This is a genomic window from Streptococcus sp. 151470009-6, assembly GCF_053628175.1.
Map to the genome: position 1 here is coordinate 1 of NZ_JBSEZF010000001.1, position 20,974 is coordinate 20,974.

Consider the following 20,974-nt stretch of genomic DNA (forward strand, 5'->3'; position numbering starts at 1 on the left):
ACAAGACAAGACAAGACAAGACAAGACAAGACAAGACAAGACAAGACAAGACAAGACAAGACAAGACAAGACAAGACAAGACAAGACAAGACAAGACAAGTAATTAAGGTTATTTCTTTAACCTCTTTTTATGCTACAAGAAAAACAGAATTTACTACTAATCGTGTAAGTTCTGTTTTTGGTGTTTAAGGAGGGAGATATGGCTATTGTAAAAAATGCTAACAAAATTATTAAAGTAATCGGCTTCGTTCCTGTGGATGGATACGAAAATAGATTCCAATATGTAGCAAAATATAAAGATAAAGAAATAAATACTTTCGTCGTTGATTTCGATGCTGGTAAAAACGGAAAAATAAATTGGGGGAAAGTGTCTGATATTGAACACGGTAGAAGCTCAAATTTATCGAAAAAAGAATCTATTGTACAGCTATTTTGGGTTATTAAACTTATTGAAAGTGGGTATAAGCCAGATAAAATTGCAATCGAGAAGGAAGTTCAGGTAGGGAGAAAATCAGGATATATTGATATTGTTATTTATGATGAGACAAATACGCCATTTTTGATATTAGATGTAAAAAAAGATGAGGAAGAATTTGAAAAATATGCTTCTGAGTTAGAATTTTGTCAAGGTCAGATTGCGAGTTATTTTTCTTTCAATACGAATACAAAGTATATTGGTGTTGTTAGTGCAGGATTTCACAATAAATTTGTAGAAGATTATTCTTTCATTGTTTCGACAGAGGGATGGAAAAAAGCAGGCAGTGCATCCTCATTCGCAACGCAATTAAGAACAAAATTATCAAATTCTTTTTCTATTGATTCAACTCTTGAACCTTACGGAAATAAATTTATCACTCTTTATCAAGATGACTTAAAAGAACTAAATGAAAGTTCATCTTCGCTAATTTTCCACCGTTTTTTGACAATTTTGAGGAGACACGGTATTTCAGATAAAACAAATGCGTTCAATAGAGTTCTGAACTTGTTTATAGCTAAAATTGTTGATGAATTTAATACGCCAGATAAAAAACCTTTGAAATTTCAGACTTTGAATGAGGAAACTGACGAGGAATTTTTATCTAAAATTGATTCTTTGTATTCTCAAGGTTTGCGAGAGTTTATTGAAATTCACATAGATAGTGATAAAGATATTGAGAGAATAATTTCTGAGATTGATAACTCATTGAAACCTGAAACTTCAAGCACAGAAAGAGAAAAAATCTACAATTTAGTTCGTAGGTTACAAAGTAAAAATAATCCTAGTTTTCAATTTAAGGATGTTTATGATGAAGTTACTTATCATGAAAATATTGAATTGATGAAAGAACTCGTTCGCTTGATTGCACCGTTTAAGTTTAAGTATGCTAAAAAACAACAATTTTTAGGAGATTTCTTTGAAAATATACTTGCAAATGGTTTCAAGCAAGAATCGGGACAATTCTTTACGCCAGTTCCTTTAGCTAGATTTATGGTTGAATCATTACCTCTGGAATATAAGATTGAATCAATTCTAAAAGATGATTCAAGGAAGTTATTGCCACTTATGATAGACTTTGCTTCAGGAAGCGGACACTTTCTAACAGAGTATATGGACAGAACGCAGTGTTTGTTAGAACAAGTTGATTGTAATAACCTATCTCGTAATAAAAAACAACGTTTTGAACAATTTCTTAATGACCCATTTACATGGTCAAGTGAGTATGTTTATGGTTTGGATGTTGACTACCGTCTTGTTAAAACATCTAAAGTTAGCTCATTCTTAAATGGAGATGGGGATGCTATTATTAGACGAGGTAACGGTTTAAGCTCATTTGATTCATCAGATTATGTTGACGATTTGTATGTGACAGGAGGGAAGACAGAAAACCATAGATTTGACATTCTAATTGCAAATCCACCTTATCATGTGGATGATTTTCAAGAGGAGCTACCAAATGTTTCAACGGACTTTGTACTATCTAAGTTTTTAACTGAAAATAGTTCGGAAATTGAGGCGTTATTCATTGAAAGAGCATCACAGTTATTGAAAGAAGGAGGCTATGTTGCTATTATTTTGCCATCTTCTATCTTAGATACTGAACCGTCAATTTATGTTGAAGCTAGAAAGTTATTGCTTAGAGATTTTGAAATCAAAGCGATTATGAAAAACCCAAAAGCAACATTCTCAGCTACAAGTATTGAAACTGTTACAATTTTTGGTGTCAAACGCAAAAAAAATTATTTTGATACTATGTACAGTTCATTATCTTATATGGATGGTAGTACGATTAAAGACATTTCTTTCAATGGTCAAGAAAATTTTATTTCAAAATATGTTAAGAATGTGTATGGACATAATTTTTCACTAGAGGACTACATTGATTTCAGGTCTGGGAATTTTAATTTTGATAACAGAGTTGTTGAAACTTACAGAAGAAAGTTTGAAAATAGCACATTGTCTCAATCAGAGATTATGACAAAGATTTCAGAAATCGAAGATGAGAGAATGGTATATTTTTCTTTATTGAGCAACAAATTAGTAGTTATCCAATCTCAATCTGATAAAAGTTCTGATGAAGTTGAGCTTTTAGGATATAAATTTATTGGTCGAAGGGGACATGAAGGGATTCATCCTAGAATAAAAAACTATACAATCGACGATTTAACGCTTCTGTATGGAGAGAAAGGTTATTTTTTAGATAGAATTGTAAGATCATCATTCTTAGATTCTTTAGATGATGTAGAGAAAAATGAAGTGATTATGCCATATTACAGAATAACTGAAGGATATAAACTTGTTGATTTTAATAACATCAATAATATAAATAAAATACGTATTCAGAATGCGTTTAGCGAACATATTAAAGATTATGGAGATGTTGAAACTATAAGTTTACGAGAATATGCAGACTTAGAAAATGGAACATCTATTACATTAGACCAGATCGAAACAGGAGATATTCCAGTAATTGCTGGTGGAAGAACACCTGCTTACTACATAGACGAAGCAAATAGAGATGGTGATGTTATTACTATTTCAAAGAGTGGTGCTTATGCAGGGTATGTTTCATATCATAGTGAGCCTATTTTTAGTTCTGACAGTTTCACTATCAAAGCTAAAAAAAATTCCCCATATACCACTAGACAGCTATACTATTTATTGAAAAATAAGCAAGACACAATCTATAACTATTCAGCAGGTTCTGTTCAGAAACATATTTATATATCGGATATGGAGAATTTCAGAATCCCTCGTTCAACAGAAGCATCACTAAATTTGCTGTCTGTTCTAAAAAATGAATATGAACAGAAATTAAAGAACGAACTTGAGTTACAAAAACAACGTAATATCAAAAGGGAATTTATTTCAAATTTTGTCAAAAATCAGAAGGTTTCCATAGAGACACTAGGTAGTCTTGAAGAGAAAAAGATTATTAAAATTTCTGGGGGGAAAAGGATTCCTAAAGAACTTGATTATTCTCCATTTGAAACTACTCATTATTATCCAACAGTCGGAGATTTTGAAGATGGTGGTATCAATTTAGAAAAGTCTAAGTTTATTGATGATAAAACGTTTGAAGTTATTAAGCGTTACGAATTGAAAGAATCTGATGTCTACATTTCAGCCGCAGGAACTATTGGAAAAGTGGGTGTTTTACCAACAGTACCTGAAGGCTATACTGTATCGCTAACAGAAAATGCCCATAAAGTAACAGCAAATGAACTATTACACAGGGACTATATCGCTCAAATATTGACGGCTGATTCTATACAGCAACAGTTGAATCATTCTGCGACAAGGACAGGAACGCCAAAGTTGAGTATATCTTCGTTAAAGAACTTACAGATTCCGTTTGTTGATGCTGATATGCAAAAAGAATTTTTGGAACACATACATACTATTGATGAAACCATCAATCAATTAAAAAATAGTTTATAACACATACCCACTAGATCGCATCACTTCCAAATCTTCTTCATCTATGAGTTGGTTTCGGTAATGATATTTTCTTTTTCCTTACTTCGGTTGAAGTAAGGTTTTTCTTTGTTTTCAAAATCTTGATGAAGATACTTTCTGCATCGCTTTGAAAAGTGGGGTAATGACTGTTAGTGGTTCTCCAATTTCTGATATAAGTGAAAAATCCAATGTAATCTTGAATTTGCTTAGTTGATACATTTGTCATATCACGATAGATATATTGCTTAATCTCGTTATTCAGTTCATTGACACGAGCAAGAGAAAGTACATTTTGGTACTTTATATCGTTGAAAGTATCAAATAGGATTTCACCATGGTTCGTTATTTTGTCTGTTATCCCTTCATAGTAGAGGTGTTTTAATACCTTTTTGTTGGCTTTCTTTTCAAATTCTTCTGTTGCTTGAATGATATAGTCGTAGTTACCTATGACTTTCAAGAAATTTGATGATCTGACATAGTGAGGAGGGTTTCTTAACTGACAATTCTATCTTTACGCTCAATGTTATTTACGATAATGGATTTTAACTTCCGACTTCCCTTCTGGTCCTGTCAACTTTGGTATAGGCATTTTAGCTAGAGCGTGAATCGGTTTCATTCTCCAAAGACAAACGGTTTTTAATTGATACCTTCACAACCATTATCATTAGTCAAAACGTTTATCATATCGTGTATGAAATAGATGTTAATTGTCATTTCTAAAACTTTAATCTAAATATCTCTATGCCAACGTGTCTTTTCTAGGATAGTGTCTGTAAAGCGAGTCAACCTCCTGTTGCACTCTTTGCGTCTGAATTGTTGGATATTATTCTTATGATCATTTTTAACTATATTGTGAGAGGAGCAAGTAGGATATGAAGAATTTATTTCTAAGCGCTCTAAACGTTGCTCGAAGTTTGAAATGGTCGGTTTGTTAAGGGGAGCGGAGAAATCGCTGTCTTGGGTGGTTTGAGTAATGTTCTATAACACTTTTGAATTGAGTAAATGGCAATTTCTTAATATAAACCATGACATCATCTAAATTCAAGTTTTTCTTAGGCATAAAATGCCTCTCTAACCCTCTATTGGTTCAATATAATATGCTATAATTATAAAAGGGAATGAGATGATTTCACAGCAAGAAATAGCCTAAAAATAAGGTTATCAGAGTTAAAAAAGTTGTTATAGTAGAGTTTTGGCTATCACACCATTATTAGATAGTATAATAAAAAGCAATCTGGATAGAGAAAAAGCCTAAATCGTGTTATAATGAAACGATAGAATTCTTAGAAAGAGTGGATGTTTTTTTGATAACTCCTACTTATGAATGGCAGTTTGCCCCGCAGGTTGAAGATGCGGATTTTACAAAGATAGCCAAGAAGGCTGGACTGGGTCCTGAGGTGGCTCGGTTATTATTTGAAAGAGGGATTCAGAACGAAGAAAGTCTAAAGAAGTTCTTAGAACCTTCTTTGGAAGACTTGCACGATCCCTATCTGCTCCATGATATGGACAAGGCAGTGGAGCGGATTCGTCAGGCAATTGAAGAAGGGGAAAACATCCTCATCTATGGAGACTATGATGCGGATGGTATGACTTCGGCTTCGATTGTGAAGGAAAGTTTGGAACAACTTGGTGCCGAGTGTCGTGTTTACCTGCCCAATCGCTTTACAGATGGCTATGGCCCTAATGCCAGTGTCTATAAATACTTTATCGAGCAAGAGGGGATTTCCTTGATTGTGACAGTGGACAATGGGGTTGCAGGTCACGAGGCTATTGAACTAGCTCAGTCTATGGGAGTGGATGTCATTGTGACTGACCATCATTCCATGCCTGAAACCCTACCTGATGCCTATGCGATTGTCCACCCTGAACATCCGGATGCTGACTATCCATTCAAATATCTGGCTGGTTGCGGAGTTGCTTTCAAGTTAGCTTGTGCCCTCTTAGAAGAAGTACAAGTGGAGTTGCTTGATTTGGTTGCCATCGGGACCATTGCTGATATGGTGAGTCTGACGGATGAAAACCGTATCTTGGTTCAATATGGTCTGGAAATGTTGGGGCATACTCAGCGCATCGGTCTGCAAGAAATGCTGGACATGGCTGGGATTGCTGCTAACGAAGTGACAGAAGAAACGGTTGGCTTTCAGATTGCCCCTCGTTTAAATGCCTTGGGGCGCTTGGACGATCCTAATCCAGCTATTGATTTGTTGACTGGATTTGACGGCGAGGAAGCGCACGAGATTGCCCTTATGATTCACCAGAAAAATGAAGAGCGCAAGGAAATTGTACAATCTATCTATGAAGAAGCTAAGACCATGGTGGATCCTGAGAAGAAGGTCCAGGTTTTGGCTAAGGAAGGCTGGAATCCTGGCGTTCTGGGTATCGTTGCTGGTCGTTTGTTGGAAGAACTAGGGCAGACAGTTATCGTTCTTAATATAGAAGATGGTCGTGCCAAGGGTAGTGCTCGTAGTGTGGAGGCGGTCGATATTTTTGAGGCTCTGGATCCTCATCGAGACCTCTTCATCGCCTTTGGCGGCCATGCTGGTGCAGCAGGAATGACGCTGGAAGTCGAGAAACTTTCAGATTTATCTCAGGTTTTGGAAGACTATGTCTGTGAAAAAGGTGCAGATGCTAGAGGCAAGAACAAGTTAAATCTAGATGAAGAGCTAGACTTGGAGACGCTTAGCTTGGAAACGGTCAAAAGTTTTGAACGCTTGGCACCTTTTGGGATGGATAATCAGAAACCTGTTTTCTACATCAGGGATTTCAATGTCGAGAGTGCTCGCAGTATGGGGGCGGGAAATACTCACCTCAAATTAAAAATTTCTAAGGGAGAAGCTAGTTTTGAAGTGGTAGCCTTTGGTCAAGGTAGATGGGCGATGGAGTTTGCTCAAACCAAGAATCTAGAATTGGCAGTCACTCTGTCTGTTAACCAATGGAATGGCCAAACTGCCCTCCAGTTGATGATGGTGGATGCACGAGTGGAAGGTGTTCAACTCTTTAACATTCGTGGGAAGAATGCAGTCTTGCCAGAAGGGGTTCCGGTCTTGGACTTTGCTGGAGAATTACCAGAATTAGCGACCAGTGAAGCGGTTGTTGTGAAAACCATTCCTGAGGATATTAGCCTGCTGAAGGCCGTTTTTCAGGAACAAAATTTCTCTGCGGTCTATTTCAAGAACGACATTGACAAGGCCTACTATCTGACAGGTTACGGGACTAGAGAACAGTTTGCAAAATTGTACAAGACCATTTACCAGTTCCCAGAGTTTGATATTCGCTACAAGCTGAAAGAATTGGCGGCTTATCTCAATATCCAACAAATCTTGCTGGTCAAGATGATCCAAGTATTTGAAGAGCTGGGCTTTGTGACGATCAAAGATGGTGTCATGACAGTCAATAAAGAAGCGCCGAAAAGGGAAATTGCTGAAAGTCAGATTTACCAAAATCTCAAACAGACCGTTAAAGACCAAGAGATGATGGCGCTAGGTACGGTGCAGGAAATTTATGACTTTTTGAAAGGATAAGCATGATGTCTTTAAAGAAAATTTCAAGCTGGATTGTTAAAGATAAAGTAATAGTAATATTCTTTTTTGTGTCTTTTTTACCTATATTGTATGCTATTGTAAAAATTTTTTTAAAAACGTACTTTGGAATTGAAGATTTTGGTATTAATTTGAGAAAAACAATAGACTTTGATTGGTTAGCTTATTATGGGTCAATTATTGGGAGTTATTTGATCGTATATACTCTAAAGAATGAAAATACAAAATATAGGGAAAAAAAACGTGACTCAGTGAGACCAATATGGAATGTTGGATTAAATTATGAACAAATGGAAAGTAAAGATACACAGACCTCTAATTGTTTGGAAATATCTTTAAACCAAGTCAAGGAATATTGTATCTGTCAGTATAATTATATAAAGATTAACAAAGAAGATGCTCAAAATGAAGTATCGACTGCTATTCTTATAAAAATTAGAAATATTGGGTTAGGTCATGCCTTAATTGATAAAATAGAATATATAGAAAAAAATGGATCGGGAGGTAATCATAAATTAAAGGCTGAAGAAAGATTTATGATTGATAAGAAAACCTCAAACAATCTACTGTTACATTTTGACTCAAAAATTGAAGATATTGAAAAGATTAGAATATTTTTTATTGATATTTTAGAAAATGAGTATGTCTATGATTTAAAATTAGAAGGAATTAATGATCAAAAAAGGTCTGTGAAGTTTGAGAACAAGGAATTATCCTTATGTAGCCTTACCAAGGCATATTTTGAAAGTTATTTTCCGGACTTAGTAGAAAAAGATAGCTAACAAACTGTAAAAAATCAAGAAATGATGGCGCTGGGTACGGTGCAAGAAATTTATGATTTTTTAATGGAGTAATAGATAGAAAGGGACTGAGATGACCTATCTCGGTCTCTTTTTGTCAGATAAATGTTTGATGTGGGAGTGGTTGATAAGACGGTCTTTTGAGTGGTTCACTGATGTAAAAATTGGGAAAAATGATTCATTTTTTATTCTCTTCTATCACTTTATACGATGTCTGCTTTTAAACATTATGTAGTAAAAGTATAAATTTTTGTAACATGACTTAAATATAACTCTAAACGAACTGACATGTAAATCAAGTATGATTTTCTTATCAAGAAAATATAAGGGGAATATAGTTATGAAAAAAACAGTTACGAAACTGACTCTTGGTTTGACTTCTACCGCTATTTTGGCTACAGTTGGGGCTCAAACTGTGCACGCGAACTCTTACGTTGTCCAAGACGGTGATTCATTCTATGCCATCGCAACTGCAAACGGCATGGATCCGTATGAGTTAGCAGCTTTGAATGGAAAAACCATTTTTGATACTATCCACCCAGGAGATGTTCTACAAGTGAGTGGTTCAGCTCAGGCTAGCTCTACCTACAGTGCTCCAGCTAGCACTGCGAACGTGGTATCAGATACAGAAAATGTTATCGAAAAGACTCCAACAAACTATGGAAACTCTTATCCTGTTGGTCAGTGTACATGGGGTGTGAAAGAATTAGCTCCTTGGGCTAGCAACTGGTGGGGAAATGCCAACACGTGGGCAATCTATGCGAGTGCTCAAGGTTATAAGACAGGAAGTGTTCCAGTAGTAGGAGCAATCGCCGTTTGGGACGGTGGTGAATATGGACACGTTGCTTATGTCACAGATGTTCAAAGTGAAAACTCTATCCAGGTATTGGAAGCAAACTACAGACGTCAAAAGCAGATTGCAAATTATCGTGGCTTCTTTAATCCTCATGAATTTTTAGGAAACGTCACTTATATCTATCCAAACTAAAGATGATAAAAAGATTTAGAATTTCTAAGTCTTTTTTCTTTTTGAAGAAATTTCCTATCGTTAACCTCCATCTTAATGGCTAATTGCTGAAATTTTTAGATTCTGTAGCGAACAGGAAATTCTCGCTTTTAGATGCAGATAAATCATGTCTTTGTAGAAAATAGTTCTCAAGTCGAGAGGTAAAAGCAAGTTTTTTGAACTAAAAGAGAAATTTAGAGTTCGAGAAAGGTATCTGAAATCAAATTGATTCAGAAGGTCCATAATTTTGATGGTATAATCGTTCTATTATCTTCGATGAAGCCTCCAAAAGAGAAGTCAAAGTAAAAAGATTTGATTCAAAGTAGTGACTAATCTCTAGTTAAAAACCGATCTTCATTTTGAAAATAATCAAAAAAATGGTATAATGGTAGGAAAAGATTCGGCTGAGAGTTTGAGAACTTTTAGAATAAGAGGGTGAACCTACCCTATAATCAAGATAAACTAAGGTTTCGGAGGAAAAATGAGTAATATCAGTTTAACAACACTAGGTGGTGTGCGTGAAAACGGGAAAAATATGTACATTGCTGAGATTGGCAATTCAATTTTTGTTTTGGATGCGGGGCTTAAATACCCTGAAAATGAACAGCTTGGGGTCGACGTCGTCATTCCAAATATGGAATACCTTTTTGAAAATAGTGATCGTATCGCTGGGGTCTTCTTGACCCACGGACATGCGGATGCCATTGGAGCTCTTCCTTACCTTTTGGCAGAGGCTAAGGTGCCTGTGTTTGGCTCTGAGTTGACCATCGAGTTAGCAAAACTCTTTGTTAAAGGAAATGATACGGTTAAGAAATTCAATGACTTCCATGTGATTGATGAAGATACGGAGATTGACTTTGGGGGAACGGTGGTTTCCTTCTTCCGTACAACTCACTCCATTCCAGAAAGTTTGGGAGTCGTCTTGAAAACTCCAAAAGGGAGCATTGTTTACACAGGTGACTTCAAGTTTGACCAGACAGCTAGCGAATCCTATGCGACTGATTTTGGTCGCTTGGCCGAGATTGGTCGTGAGGGTGTCTTGGCTCTTCTCAGTGATTCGGCTAATGCGGACAGCAATATCCAAGTAGCGAGCGAGAGTGAAGTTGGGGATGAAATTACCCAGACCATTGCAGACTGGGAAGGTCGTATCATCGTTGCCGCAGTTGCCAGCAACCTTTCTCGTATCCAGCAGGTTTTTGATGCTGCAGCAGATACAGGTCGCAGAGTTGTTTTGACTGGATTTGATATTGAAAATATCGTCCGCACTGCGATTCGTCTCAAAAAATTATCTCTAGCTAATGAAAGTCTCTTGATTAAACCAAAAGAAATGTCTCGTTTTGAAGATCATGAGTTGATTATCCTTGAGACTGGTCGTATGGGTGAACCGATCAATGGACTTCGTAAGATGTCTATCGGACGCCACCGTTATGTGGAAATCAAAGATGGGGACTTGGTCTATATCGTAACGACTCCATCTATCGCTAAAGAAGCTGTCATGGCGCGTGTGGAAAATATGATCTACCAAGCTGGTGGTGTGGTGAAACTCATTACCCAAAGTTTGCGAGTATCTGGACACGGGAATGCGCGTGATCTTCAGTTGATGATCAATCTTTTGCAACCAAACTACCTCTTCCCTATCCAAGGGGAGTACCGTGAGTTGGATGCGCATGCCAAGGCTGCCATGGCAGTTGGAATGTTGCCAGAACGCATTTTCATCCCTAAAAAGGGAACGACCATGTCTTATGAACATGGAGACTTTGTTCCTGCTGGTGGAGTTTCTGCAGGTGATGTCTTGATTGACGGAAATGCCATCGGGGATGTTGGAAATGTCGTCCTTCGTGACCGTAAGGTCTTGTCAGAGGATGGAATCTTTATCGTGGCTATCACTGTCAACCGTCGTGAGAAGAAAATTGTGGCCAAGGCTCGTGTCCATACGCGTGGATTTGTTTATCTCAAGAAGAGTCGTGATATTCTCCGTGAAAGTTCGGAATTGATTAACCAAACGGTAGAAGAGTATCTTCAAGGTGATGACTTTGATTGGGCAGATCTCAAAGGCAAGGTTCGTGACAATCTGACCAAGTACCTCTTTGATCAAACCAAGCGTCGCCCAGCAATCTTGCCAGTCGTGATGGAAGCAAAATAATAAGCAGAATACCTACAGAAAAAGTCGAAATTCGGCTTTTTCTTATAGAATAGTAAAAGGAGACAACCATGGCAGTTATGAATATTGAGTATTACTCAAAAGTTTTGGATATGGAGTGGGGCGTTACCGTGCTCTATCCGGATGCCAGTCGGGTGACTGAACCAGATTGCACAGATATTCCTGTTCTTTATCTTTTGCACGGAATGTCAGGAAACCAAAATAGCTGGCTCAAACGTACCAATGTCGAGCGCTTGTTGCGTGGAACCAATCTCATTGTTATCATGCCCAATACTAGCAATGGCTGGTACACAGATACTCAGTATGGCTATAACTACTATACTGCTCTAGCAGAAGAACTACCCCAAGTCATGAAACGTTTCTTCCCCAATATGACCAGCAAGCGAGAAAAAACTTTCATAGCAGGCCTCTCCATGGGAGGATATGGTTCCTTCAAACTCGCTCTATCGACAAATCGTTTTTCTCATGCGGCTAGTTTTTCTGGTGCGCTCAGTTTTCAGGAATTTTCTCCTGAAAGTCAGGATCTGGGGTCACTTGCCTACTGGCGAGGAGTTTTTGGAGAGATTAAAGACTGGACAGCTAGTCCTCATTCGCTTGAAAGCATTGCTGAAAAATCCGATAAAAAGACCAAACTATGGGCTTGGTGTGGGGAACAAGACTATCTCTACTCTGCCAATAATCTCGCAGTGAAAAACCTCAAAAAACTAGGTTTTGAGGTGACCTATAGTCATAGTCCAGGTAAGCACGAGTGGTACTACTGGGAAAAACAATTGGAGCGTTTTTTGGCTACTCTACCAATTGACTTTGTCTTGGAAGAGCGCTTATCTTAGTTTTAGGTTTCTTTCAGCTTTCTTCAGTAAAATAGAGAATCTATCTTGATCAAGTAGAATGTGATTTCAAGATAGGTTCTTATTTTTATGAAAGGTGGGACGTCATGTTCTGGATTATTCGACTATTCTTCCGATTTCTTTTGGGAATTTGGCGTTTCTTCTGGCGTCTGGTTTGGACCGTGGTCATTCTACTTCTCATTGCCTTTGGAGTGGTTTGGTATCTGTCTGGTGATTTTCATTCTGCGGTCAATCAGGTTGAAAAAATGAGCAAGATTGGTCAAGGTGGCTGGAATCAATGGAGGGAGACGGGAACGCTGGAAGTCTTGTCTCAGACAGACAGTCACCAACATGCAGAAGGAAAGTGGGCTCAGGCCTCAGCTCGCATCTATATTGAGCCTCAAATGGATGAGACCTTCCAAGGTGCCTATGCAGAAGCCATAAAAAACTGGAATCAAACGGGAGCCTTTACCTTTGAGGTGGTTGCGGATCCTAGCCAGGCAGATATTGTGGCAAGTGAGATGAATGATGGATCGACCGCTGTAGCTGGTCAAGCCGAGAGTCAAACTAATTTGTTAACCAAACAATTTATCTCTGTAACGGTTCGCCTGAATCACTATTATCTATCCAATCCAAACTATGGTTATTCTTATGAACGGATCGTGCACACGGCGGAGCACGAGCTGGGGCATGCCATCGGATTGGATCATACCAACGAAACTTCTGTCATGCAGCCAGCAGGTTCCTACTATGGGATTCAGCCTCAAGATGTGAAGGCTGTTCAAGAACTCTATACCGGTAGCGACTAGATGAAGTCGGTGCAATCCGAGATGAAATCAAAGCTCCTCCATCAAGTGATCGGTGGGGCTTTTTGTTCGTCCTGTTACAGCCTTTTTGCTATAATGGAACTATGAATAACTTGATCAAATCAAAACTAGAGCTCTTGCCGACCAGTCCCGGTTGTTACATTCACAAAGATAAAAACGGCACCATTATCTATGTCGGAAAGGCTAAAAATCTGCGCAATCGTGTGCGCTCCTATTTCCGTGGAAGTCATGATACCAAGACAGAAGCCCTGGTATCTGAGATTGTGGATTTTGAATTTATCGTCACTGAGTCCAATATTGAGGCCCTTCTCTTAGAAATCAACCTCATCAAGGAAAACAAGCCCAAGTACAATATCATGCTCAAGGATGATAAGTCCTATCCCTTTATCAAAATCACCAATGAGCGCTATCCTCGCTTGATTATCACTCGTCAGGTCAAAAAGGATGGAGGGCTTTATTTTGGTCCTTATCCAGATGTGGGGGCAGCCAATGAAATCAAGCGACTCTTGGATCGAATTTTTCCTTTTCGTAAGTGTACCAATCCACCATCTAAGGTTTGTTTTTACTATCATATCGGCCAATGTATGGCCCACACCATCTGTAAAAAGGATGAGGCTTATTTCAAGTCCATGGCTCAGGAGGTTTCTGACTTCTTAAAAGGACAGGATGACAAAATCATCGATGATCTCAAGGGTAAAATGGCAGTAGCAGCACAAAGTATGGAGTTTGAACGGGCGGCGGAATACCGTGACCTGATTCAAGCGATTGGAACACTTCGGACCAAGCAACGGGTCATGGCGAAAGATTTGCAAAATCGGGACGTCTTTGGCTACTATGTGGACAAGGGCTGGATGTGTGTCCAGGTTTTCTTTGTTCGTCAAGGTAAGCTCATCGAGCGCGACGTCAATCTCTTCCCCTACTACAATGATCCGGACGAGGACTTCTTGACCTATGTGGGACAATTTTATCAAGAAAAATCTCACCTGGTTCCCAATGAGGTACTGATTCCGCAGGATATTGACCAAGAAGCAGTCAAGGCCTTGGTGGATACCAAGATTGTCAAACCCCAGCGTGGAGAGAAAAAACAGCTAGTCAATCTAGCCATAAAAAATGCCCGTGTTAGTCTGGAGCAGAAGTTCAATCTGCTAGAAAAATCTGTCGAAAAGACTCAGGGAGCCATTGAAAATCTAGGACACTTGCTCCAAATACCAACTCCGGTTCGCATTGAGTCCTTCGACAACTCCAATATCATGGGAACTAGTCCTGTTTCAGCCATGGTGGTCTTTGTCAATGGCAAACCGAGTAAAAAAGACTACCGAAAGTACAAGATAAAAACAGTTGTTGGTCCAGATGACTATGCTAGTATGCGTGAGGTTATTCGCAGACGTTATGGCCGAGTTCAGCGTGATGGTCTAACCCCGCCAGATTTGATTGTGATTGATGGGGGACAAGGTCAAGTCAATATCGCCAAGCAAGTCATCCAAGAAGAGCTAGGTTTGGATATCCCAATTGCAGGTCTGCAAAAGAATGATAAGCACCAAACCCATGAACTGCTCTTTGGAGATCCACTGGAAGTGGTGGAGTTGTCTCGCAATTCTCAGGAATTTTTCCTCCTCCAACGCATTCAAGATGAGGTACACCGCTTTGCTATCACCTTCCACCGCCAACTGCGCTCAAAAAATTCCTTTTCATCACAACTGGATGGGATTGATGGTCTGGGACCTAAACGCAAACAGAATCTCATGAAGCATTTTAAATCTCTCACTAAAATCAAAGAAGCCAGTGTGGATGAGATTGTCGAAGTTGGTGTGCCAAGGGCAGTCGCAGAAGCTGTTCAGAGAAAGTTGAACCCGCAGGAAGAAGTGGAATGGGCTCAAGTAGCAGAAGAGAGAGTAAATTACCAAACGGAAGGAAATCATCATGAACCATAAAATCGCAATTTTATCAGATATTCATGGCAATGCGACGGCGCTAGAAGCAGTGATTGCAGATGCTAAAACTCAAGGAGCCAGTGAATATTGGCTCATGGGAGACATTTTCCTCCCTGGTCCAGGTGCAAATGACTTGGTCGCTCTGTTAAAGGAACTTCCTATCACAGCAAGTGTTCGAGGCAATTGGGATGATTGTGTCCTTGAGGCTTTAGATGGGCAATATGGCTTAGAAGACCCACAGGAAGTCCAGCTCTTGCGTATGACACAGTTTTTGATGGAGCGAATGGATCCTGCAACGATTGTCTGGCTACGAAGCTTGCCTATGCTGGAAAAGAAAGAAGTTGACGGACTGCGCTTTTCTCTCTCTCATAATTTACCTGACAAAAATTATGGAGGTGACTTGTTGGTTGGGAATGATACAGAAAAATTTGACCAACTGCTAGATGCGGAAACGGACGTGGCAGTCTATGGTCATGTTCACAAGCAGTTGCTTCGTTATGGAAGTCAAGGGCAACAAATCATCAATCCAGGTACGATTGGCATGCCCTATTTTGACTGGGAGGCGTTGAAAAACCACCGTGCCCAGTATGCCGTGATAGAAGTAGAAGATGGTGAGTTGGTCAATATCCTATTTCGAAAAGTTTCTTATGATTACGAAGCGGAGTTAGAATTGGCCAAGTCCAAGGGGCTTCCCTTTATCGAAATGTATGAAGAACTACGCCGAGATGACAACTATCGGGGGCACAATCTAGAACTCTTAGCTAGTTTAATTGAAAAACATGGGTATGTAGAGGATGTGAAGAAATTTTTGGAGGCTATAAAGTCAAAATATAAGATGGACTAGTTTCTTTAAGCAACTGAAAATTAGTTGGAACTGGATGAGGGAATCCCTGACTTAAATGATGGGCTTCGTTTGGTTACTCATCCGTGTTCCAATTTCTTTCTATGAAAAATCTCTGCAAGCTCTTTCAGAATATGGTAGAATGTAAGCAGTAGAATTAGAAAAGGAAATCGATTATGAAATTTCTTGAATTGAATAAAAAACGTCATGCGACTAAGCATTTTACTGATAAGCCGGTGGATCCCAAAGATGTGCGTACGGCTATCGAAATCGCAACCTTGGCCCCAAGTGCCCACAACAGCCAGCCTTGGAAGTTTGTGGTGGTTCGTCAGAAAAATGCTGAATTGGCAAAATTGGCTTATGGTTCCAACTTTGAACAGGTATCGTCTGCGCCAGTGACCATTGCCTTGTTTACCGATACAGATCTAGCCAAACGCGCTCGCAAGATTGCCCGTATTGGTGGTGCTAACAATTTCTCAGAAGAGCAACTTCAATACTTTATGAAAAATTTGCCTGCCGAGTTTGCGCGTTACAGTGAGCAACAAGTCAGCGACTACCTAGCCCTCAATGCAGGTTTGGTTGCCATGAATTTGGTTCTGGCTCTGACAGACCAAGGAATCGGTTCTAACATTATTCTTGGATTTGACAAATCAAAAGCCAATGAGGTTTTGGACATTGAAGACCGTTTCCGCCCAGAACTCTTGATTACAGTGGGTTACACAGACGAAAAATTGGAACCAAGCTACCGCTTGCCAGTAGATGAAATCATCGAGAAAAGATAGAAGGAAGAAAAAATGACAACAATTGATTTTACAGCAGAAGTAGAAAAACGCAAAGAAAACCTTTTGGCTGACCTGTTTAGCCTTTTGGAAATCAACTCAGAACGTGATGATAGCAAGGCAGATGCGCAGCATCCATTTGGACCTGGTCCAGTAAAAGCCTTGGAAAAGTTCCTTGAAATCGCAGACCGCGATGGCTATCCAACTACCAATGTCGACAACTATGCTGGACATTTTGAGTTTGGTGATGGAGAAGAAGTTCTTGGAATTTTTGCCCACATGGACGTGGTGCCTGCCGGTAGCGGTTGGGACACAGATCCTTACACACCAACTATCAAAGATGGTCGCCTTTATGCGCGTGGAGCTTCGGACGACAAGGGGCCTACAACAGCTTGTTACTATGGTTTGAAAATCATTAAAGAACTTGGCCTTCCAACTTCTAAAAAAGTTCGCTTTATTGTCGGAACTGATGAAGAATCAGGCTGGGCTGACATGGACTACTATTTTGACCATGTAGGACTAGCAAAACCAGACTTTGGTTTCTCTCCAGATGCTGAATTCCCAATCATCAACGGTGAAAAAGGAAACATTACAGAATACCTCCACTTTGCAGGTGAAAATACAGGCGCTGCCCGTCTTCACAGTTTCACAGGTGGTTTGCGTGAAAACATGGTACCAGAATCAGCAACGGCACTCGTTTCAGGTGATTTGGCTGACTTGCAAGAGAAACTAGATGCTTTTGTTGCAGAACACAAACTCAGAGGAGAAATTCAAGAAGAAAACGGTCAGTACAAGGTTACGATTATCGGTAAATCTGCCCACGGTGCTATGCCTGCTTCAGGTGTCAATGGTGCAACTTATCTAGCCCTCTTCCTCAGCCAATTTGCCTTTGAAGGTCCTGCAAAAGACTTCCTTGACATTGCTGGAAAGATTCTTTTGAATGACCACGAAGGTAAAAACTTGAAAGTAGCTCATGTGGATGAAAAGATGGGTGCCCTTTCTATGAATGCGGGTGTCTTCCGCTTCGACGAGGCAAGTGCTGACAATACGATTGCCCTTAACTTCCGTTATCCAAAAGGAACAAGCCCAGAGCAAATCAAGTCAGTTCTTGAAAACTTGCCAGTTGCTTCTGTTAGCTTGTCAGAACACGGTCACACACCTCACTATGTACCAATGGAAGATCCACTTGTGCAAACCTTGTTGAATGTCTATGAAAAACAAACTGGACTTCAAGGTCATGAGCAAGTCATCGGTGGTGGAACCTTTGGTCGTTTGCTAGAACGTGGTGTTGCCTACGGTGCAATGTTCCCAGACTCTATCGATACCATGCACCAAGCCAATGAATTTATCGCCTTGGACGATCTCTTCCGAGCAGCAGCAATCTATGCCGAAGCTATCTATGAATTGATCAAATAATGATATAGAAGTCTGAGATTTGATTCTTAGACTTCTTTTTGGAGGGAAACTAGATGTCTCAAATCGAAAGAATCAAGAAAGCCATCATGGCGGATCCGCAAAACAAAAGCTATACAGATCAGGGGATTGAGCCTCTCTTTGCAGCGCCAAAAACAGCTCGCATCAATATCATCGGTCAAGCGCCTGGTCTAAAAACTCAGGAGGCAGGTCTTTATTGGAAAGATAAAAGTGGTGACCGCTTGCGAGACTGGCTCGGTGTTGACGAAGATACTTTTTACAATTCAGGTTATTTCGCAGTTCTGCCCATGGATTTCTATTTTCCAGGACACGGAAAATCAGGTGATTTACCGCCACGCTCAGGTTTTGCAGAAAAATGGCATCCACAACTCCTCAAGGAATGTCCAAATATTGAATTGACCCTTTTGATTGGACAATATGCCCAAGCCTATTATTTAAATGAAAAAGTTGGTGGCAAGGTAACTGAGAGAGTTCGACGGTATCAGGATTATCTTCCAGAGTTTTTCCCTCTTGTGCATCCATCACCACGAAACCAAATCTGGATGGCAAAGAATCCTTGGTTTGAGTCAGAAGTGGTGCCAGATTTGAAAGCATTGGTACAAAAGATTATTCATCAATAAAGGAGAAAAACTATGGATGCTTATCAACAAGTAGCTAATAAGTTGCAAGAGTTGGGAATCACCTTTGATGTGGTGGAGCACCCACCTGTATTTACGACAGAGCAGGCAGATAGCTATATTGAAGGAATGGAAGGAGTCCGGACTAAGTCCATGTTTTTGACCAATAGGAAGAAAACTCAGTACTATCTGCTCATCATGGACGACAAGAAACGATTGGATATGGATGACTTTAAAGTTCAAGTGGGAGCCGATCGGATTCGAATGGCCTCATTGGACTCCTTGGCTGAGAAAATGACCCTACCAGCAGGAACGGTATCACCTTTTGGTTTGTTAAATAATGAAGAAAAAGATATTCTAGTTTATTTTGATAAGGATATTGTATCGGAGGATATCATGACTTTCCATCCCAATACTAATGAAAAGACCATCTTTATCAAAAGCAAAGACTTGTTCCGATTTTTAGAGTCGATTGGATTTACCTATGGGGTTTTAATCTTGCCTTAATGGCATCAAAAAGAAGAAATGATGAAAGAAATTGTTTTTGACAAACTCTACCAACTTTACCAGAAAGAGTCCCTTTCTGTATTAGATGTGAGAGGAGTAGAAGAGTTGGACAATCAGCTGTTGCATTATGTCATTTGTAAATCAGGGATGAGATCAGCTTGTGCTTACCAGTTTTTGGAGGAGCATGGATATAAGGCCATCAATGTTCAAGGTGGCATGACGGCCTTTGAAAATCTTTAAAATTTGCATTTCTCTTACTTGGTGTGGACTAGGTAGGAGAAATTTATTTTTAGATAATTCTTATTTTTAAAAATATTGAAAACATTCAATATTTAATCAGAGATGCTTTTTTCAAAGTCCTAATCATGGTATACTAGGTCAGTATTTTAGAAATATGAAGGAGATTTTTATGGCTAAAAAAGGTGCCCTAACAGGCTTGCTCCTGTTTGGAATATTTTTTGGTGCGGGAAACTTGATTTTTCCACCTTCTCTAGGTGCCCTATCTGGAGAACAGTTTCTTCCTGCCATCGCAGGTTTTGTCTTTTCAGGTGTCGGTATTGCCGTCTTGACACTTATCATCGGAACACTCAATCCTAAAGGATACATTTATGAGATTTCTAAGAAAATCTCACCTTGGTTTGCGACTCTTTATCTTGCAGTCCTCTATCTATCGATTGGTCCCTTCTTTGCCATTCCACGTACTGCAACAACAGCTTATGAGGTCGGTATCAGCCCTCTCTTGTCTGAAGCAAATAAAGGCCTAGGATTGATTATCTTTACCGTGCTTTACTTTGCCGCAGCCTATCTGATTTCACTCAATCCATCAAAGATTTTGGATCGTATCGGACGAATCTTGACGCCAGTCTTTGCTTTGTTGATCGTTATCTTAGTAGTACTTGGTGCTTTTAAATATGGTGGAACAAGTCCCCAAGTAGCTTCAGAAGCCTATCAAGCATCTGCTTTCGGAACAGGATTCCTAGAGGGGTATAACACCTTGGATGCCCTTGCCTCAGTGGCCTTCAGTGTCATCGCTGTTCAAACCTTGAAACAACTTGGATTCTCCAGTAAGAAAGAATACATCTCAACTATTTGGGTTGTTGGTATTGTGGTAGCTCTTGCCTTCAGTGCTCTCTATATTGGTCTAGGATTCCTTGGAAATCACTTCCCAGTTCCGGCAGAAGTCATGAAGGGTGGAACTCCAGGTGTTTATATCTTGTCACAAGCAACTCAGGAAATCTTTGGTTCAACGGCTCAACTCTTCCTTGCTGTCATGGTAACTGTAACCTGCTTCACAACGACAGTTGGCTTGATCGTCTCGACAGCAGAGTTCTTTAACGGACGTTTCCCACAAATCAGCTACAAGGTCTATGCAACTGCCTTTACCTTGATTGGATTTGCCATTGCAAACCTCGGTCTGGATGCGATCATCAAGTACTCAATTCCAGTACTGGTTATCTTGTATCCAATCACTATTGCCATTGTGATGATTGTGATTGTTAATAAGTTTGTACCTCTATCAAAACCGGGTATGCAACTAACAATAGGAGTTGTCACAGCAATCGCTGTTGCAAGTGTTCTTGGAAGCTCCTTTAAGATTGAGTTTCTAGCAAATCTTGTGAATGCTTTGCCTTTTGCCAAGGCATCCCTCCCATGGTTGGTGCCAGCTATCATCGGGATCTTGCTTTCCTTGGTCCTTCCGAACAAGCAAGAAAGCGATGTTTTTGAAATGGAATAAAAAAACTTGGTCTTGGCCAAGTTTTTTCTATTA

At 39.6% G+C, this 20,974-nt stretch carries 16 protein-coding genes; 15 read left to right on the top strand and 1 reads right to left on the bottom strand.

The genetic code is table 11. From position 1 onward, the window contains the following. The first annotated feature begins 199 nt into the window (after nucleotides 1-199). The gene (locus ACUW6H_RS00005) at nucleotides 200-3,919 is read left to right on the top strand and encodes a restriction endonuclease subunit S (protein ID WP_454358957.1); all 3,720 of its coding nucleotides are present in this window, start codon (nucleotides 200-202) and stop codon (nucleotides 3,917-3,919) included. 37 nt (nucleotides 3,920-3,956) lie between these two features. Here ACUW6H_RS00005 and ACUW6H_RS00010 read toward each other — a convergent pair whose 3' ends face one another. Beyond that, nucleotides 3,957-4,394 (bottom strand): hypothetical protein, encoded by a 438-nt coding sequence (locus ACUW6H_RS00010; RefSeq protein WP_454358959.1) that lies wholly within the window; start codon nucleotides 4,392-4,394, stop codon nucleotides 3,957-3,959. Between the two features lie 847 nt (nucleotides 4,395-5,241). On the opposite strand from ACUW6H_RS00010, the gene recJ reads away from it, so the two are divergent. The 14 genes from recJ to brnQ all read left to right on the top strand — a co-directional run bounded on the left by recJ (nucleotide 5,242) and on the right by brnQ (nucleotide 20,941). Further along, a complete protein-coding gene (gene recJ, locus ACUW6H_RS00015) occupies nucleotides 5,242-7,458 on the top strand; it encodes a single-stranded-DNA-specific exonuclease RecJ (RefSeq protein ID WP_454358961.1) in 2,217 nt (738 codons plus the stop codon). Between the two features lie 5 nt (nucleotides 7,459-7,463). After that, a complete protein-coding gene (locus tag ACUW6H_RS00020; protein ID WP_231906663.1) occupies nucleotides 7,464-8,258 on the top strand; it encodes a hypothetical protein in 795 nt (264 codons plus the stop codon). Between the two features lie 358 nt (nucleotides 8,259-8,616). Then, nucleotides 8,617-9,264 carry a COG3942 and LysM peptidoglycan-binding domain-containing protein gene (locus ACUW6H_RS00025; protein ID WP_096408015.1) on the top strand — a complete coding sequence of 216 codons (648 nt, stop codon included), beginning with the start codon at nucleotides 8,617-8,619 and terminating at the stop codon, nucleotides 9,262-9,264. Nucleotides 9,265-9,763: 499 nt separating this feature from the next. After that, a complete protein-coding gene (locus ACUW6H_RS00030; RefSeq protein ID WP_454358964.1) occupies nucleotides 9,764-11,425 on the top strand; it encodes a ribonuclease J in 1,662 nt (553 codons plus the stop codon). 68 nt (nucleotides 11,426-11,493) lie between these two features. Continuing rightward, complete coding sequence (locus tag ACUW6H_RS00035; RefSeq protein ID WP_084877811.1) at nucleotides 11,494-12,273, top strand: alpha/beta hydrolase; 780 nt, start codon at nucleotides 11,494-11,496, stop codon at nucleotides 12,271-12,273. A 104-nt stretch (nucleotides 12,274-12,377) separates the two neighbouring features. Beyond that, nucleotides 12,378-13,079, top strand: coding sequence for a M57 family metalloprotease (locus tag ACUW6H_RS00040; RefSeq protein ID WP_454358966.1), 702 nt, complete (start codon nucleotides 12,378-12,380; stop codon nucleotides 13,077-13,079). A gap of 101 nt (nucleotides 13,080-13,180) precedes the next feature. Next, a complete protein-coding gene (gene uvrC / locus ACUW6H_RS00045; RefSeq protein ID WP_454358968.1) occupies nucleotides 13,181-15,028 on the top strand; it encodes an excinuclease ABC subunit UvrC in 1,848 nt (615 codons plus the stop codon). After that, complete coding sequence (locus ACUW6H_RS00050; protein WP_454358970.1) at nucleotides 15,018-15,872, top strand: metallophosphoesterase family protein; 855 nt, start codon at nucleotides 15,018-15,020, stop codon at nucleotides 15,870-15,872. Before uvrC ends, ACUW6H_RS00050 begins: the two co-directional genes overlap by 11 nt. A gap of 173 nt (nucleotides 15,873-16,045) precedes the next feature. After that, nucleotides 16,046-16,651 (top strand): nitroreductase family protein, encoded by a 606-nt coding sequence (locus ACUW6H_RS00055; protein WP_454358972.1) that lies wholly within the window; start codon nucleotides 16,046-16,048, stop codon nucleotides 16,649-16,651. 12 nt (nucleotides 16,652-16,663) lie between these two features. Continuing rightward, nucleotides 16,664-18,064 (top strand): dipeptidase PepV, encoded by a 1,401-nt coding sequence (pepV, locus tag ACUW6H_RS00060; RefSeq protein ID WP_454358974.1) that lies wholly within the window; start codon nucleotides 16,664-16,666, stop codon nucleotides 18,062-18,064. Between the two features lie 53 nt (nucleotides 18,065-18,117). Next, entirely contained in the window at nucleotides 18,118-18,702 is a 585-nt protein-coding gene (locus tag ACUW6H_RS00065; protein WP_454358976.1) for a uracil-DNA glycosylase family protein, read from the top strand. A gap of 12 nt (nucleotides 18,703-18,714) precedes the next feature. Next, nucleotides 18,715-19,206 (top strand): prolyl-tRNA synthetase associated domain-containing protein, encoded by a 492-nt coding sequence (locus tag ACUW6H_RS00070; protein ID WP_093586463.1) that lies wholly within the window; start codon nucleotides 18,715-18,717, stop codon nucleotides 19,204-19,206. 21 nt (nucleotides 19,207-19,227) lie between these two features. Then, nucleotides 19,228-19,446 (top strand): rhodanese-like domain-containing protein, encoded by a 219-nt coding sequence (locus ACUW6H_RS00075; RefSeq protein WP_454361254.1) that lies wholly within the window; start codon nucleotides 19,228-19,230, stop codon nucleotides 19,444-19,446. A 169-nt stretch (nucleotides 19,447-19,615) separates the two neighbouring features. After that, the gene (gene brnQ, locus ACUW6H_RS00080) at nucleotides 19,616-20,941 is read left to right on the top strand and encodes a branched-chain amino acid transport system II carrier protein (protein WP_268705497.1); all 1,326 of its coding nucleotides are present in this window, start codon (nucleotides 19,616-19,618) and stop codon (nucleotides 20,939-20,941) included. Nucleotides 20,942-20,974 lie beyond the last annotated feature (33 nt).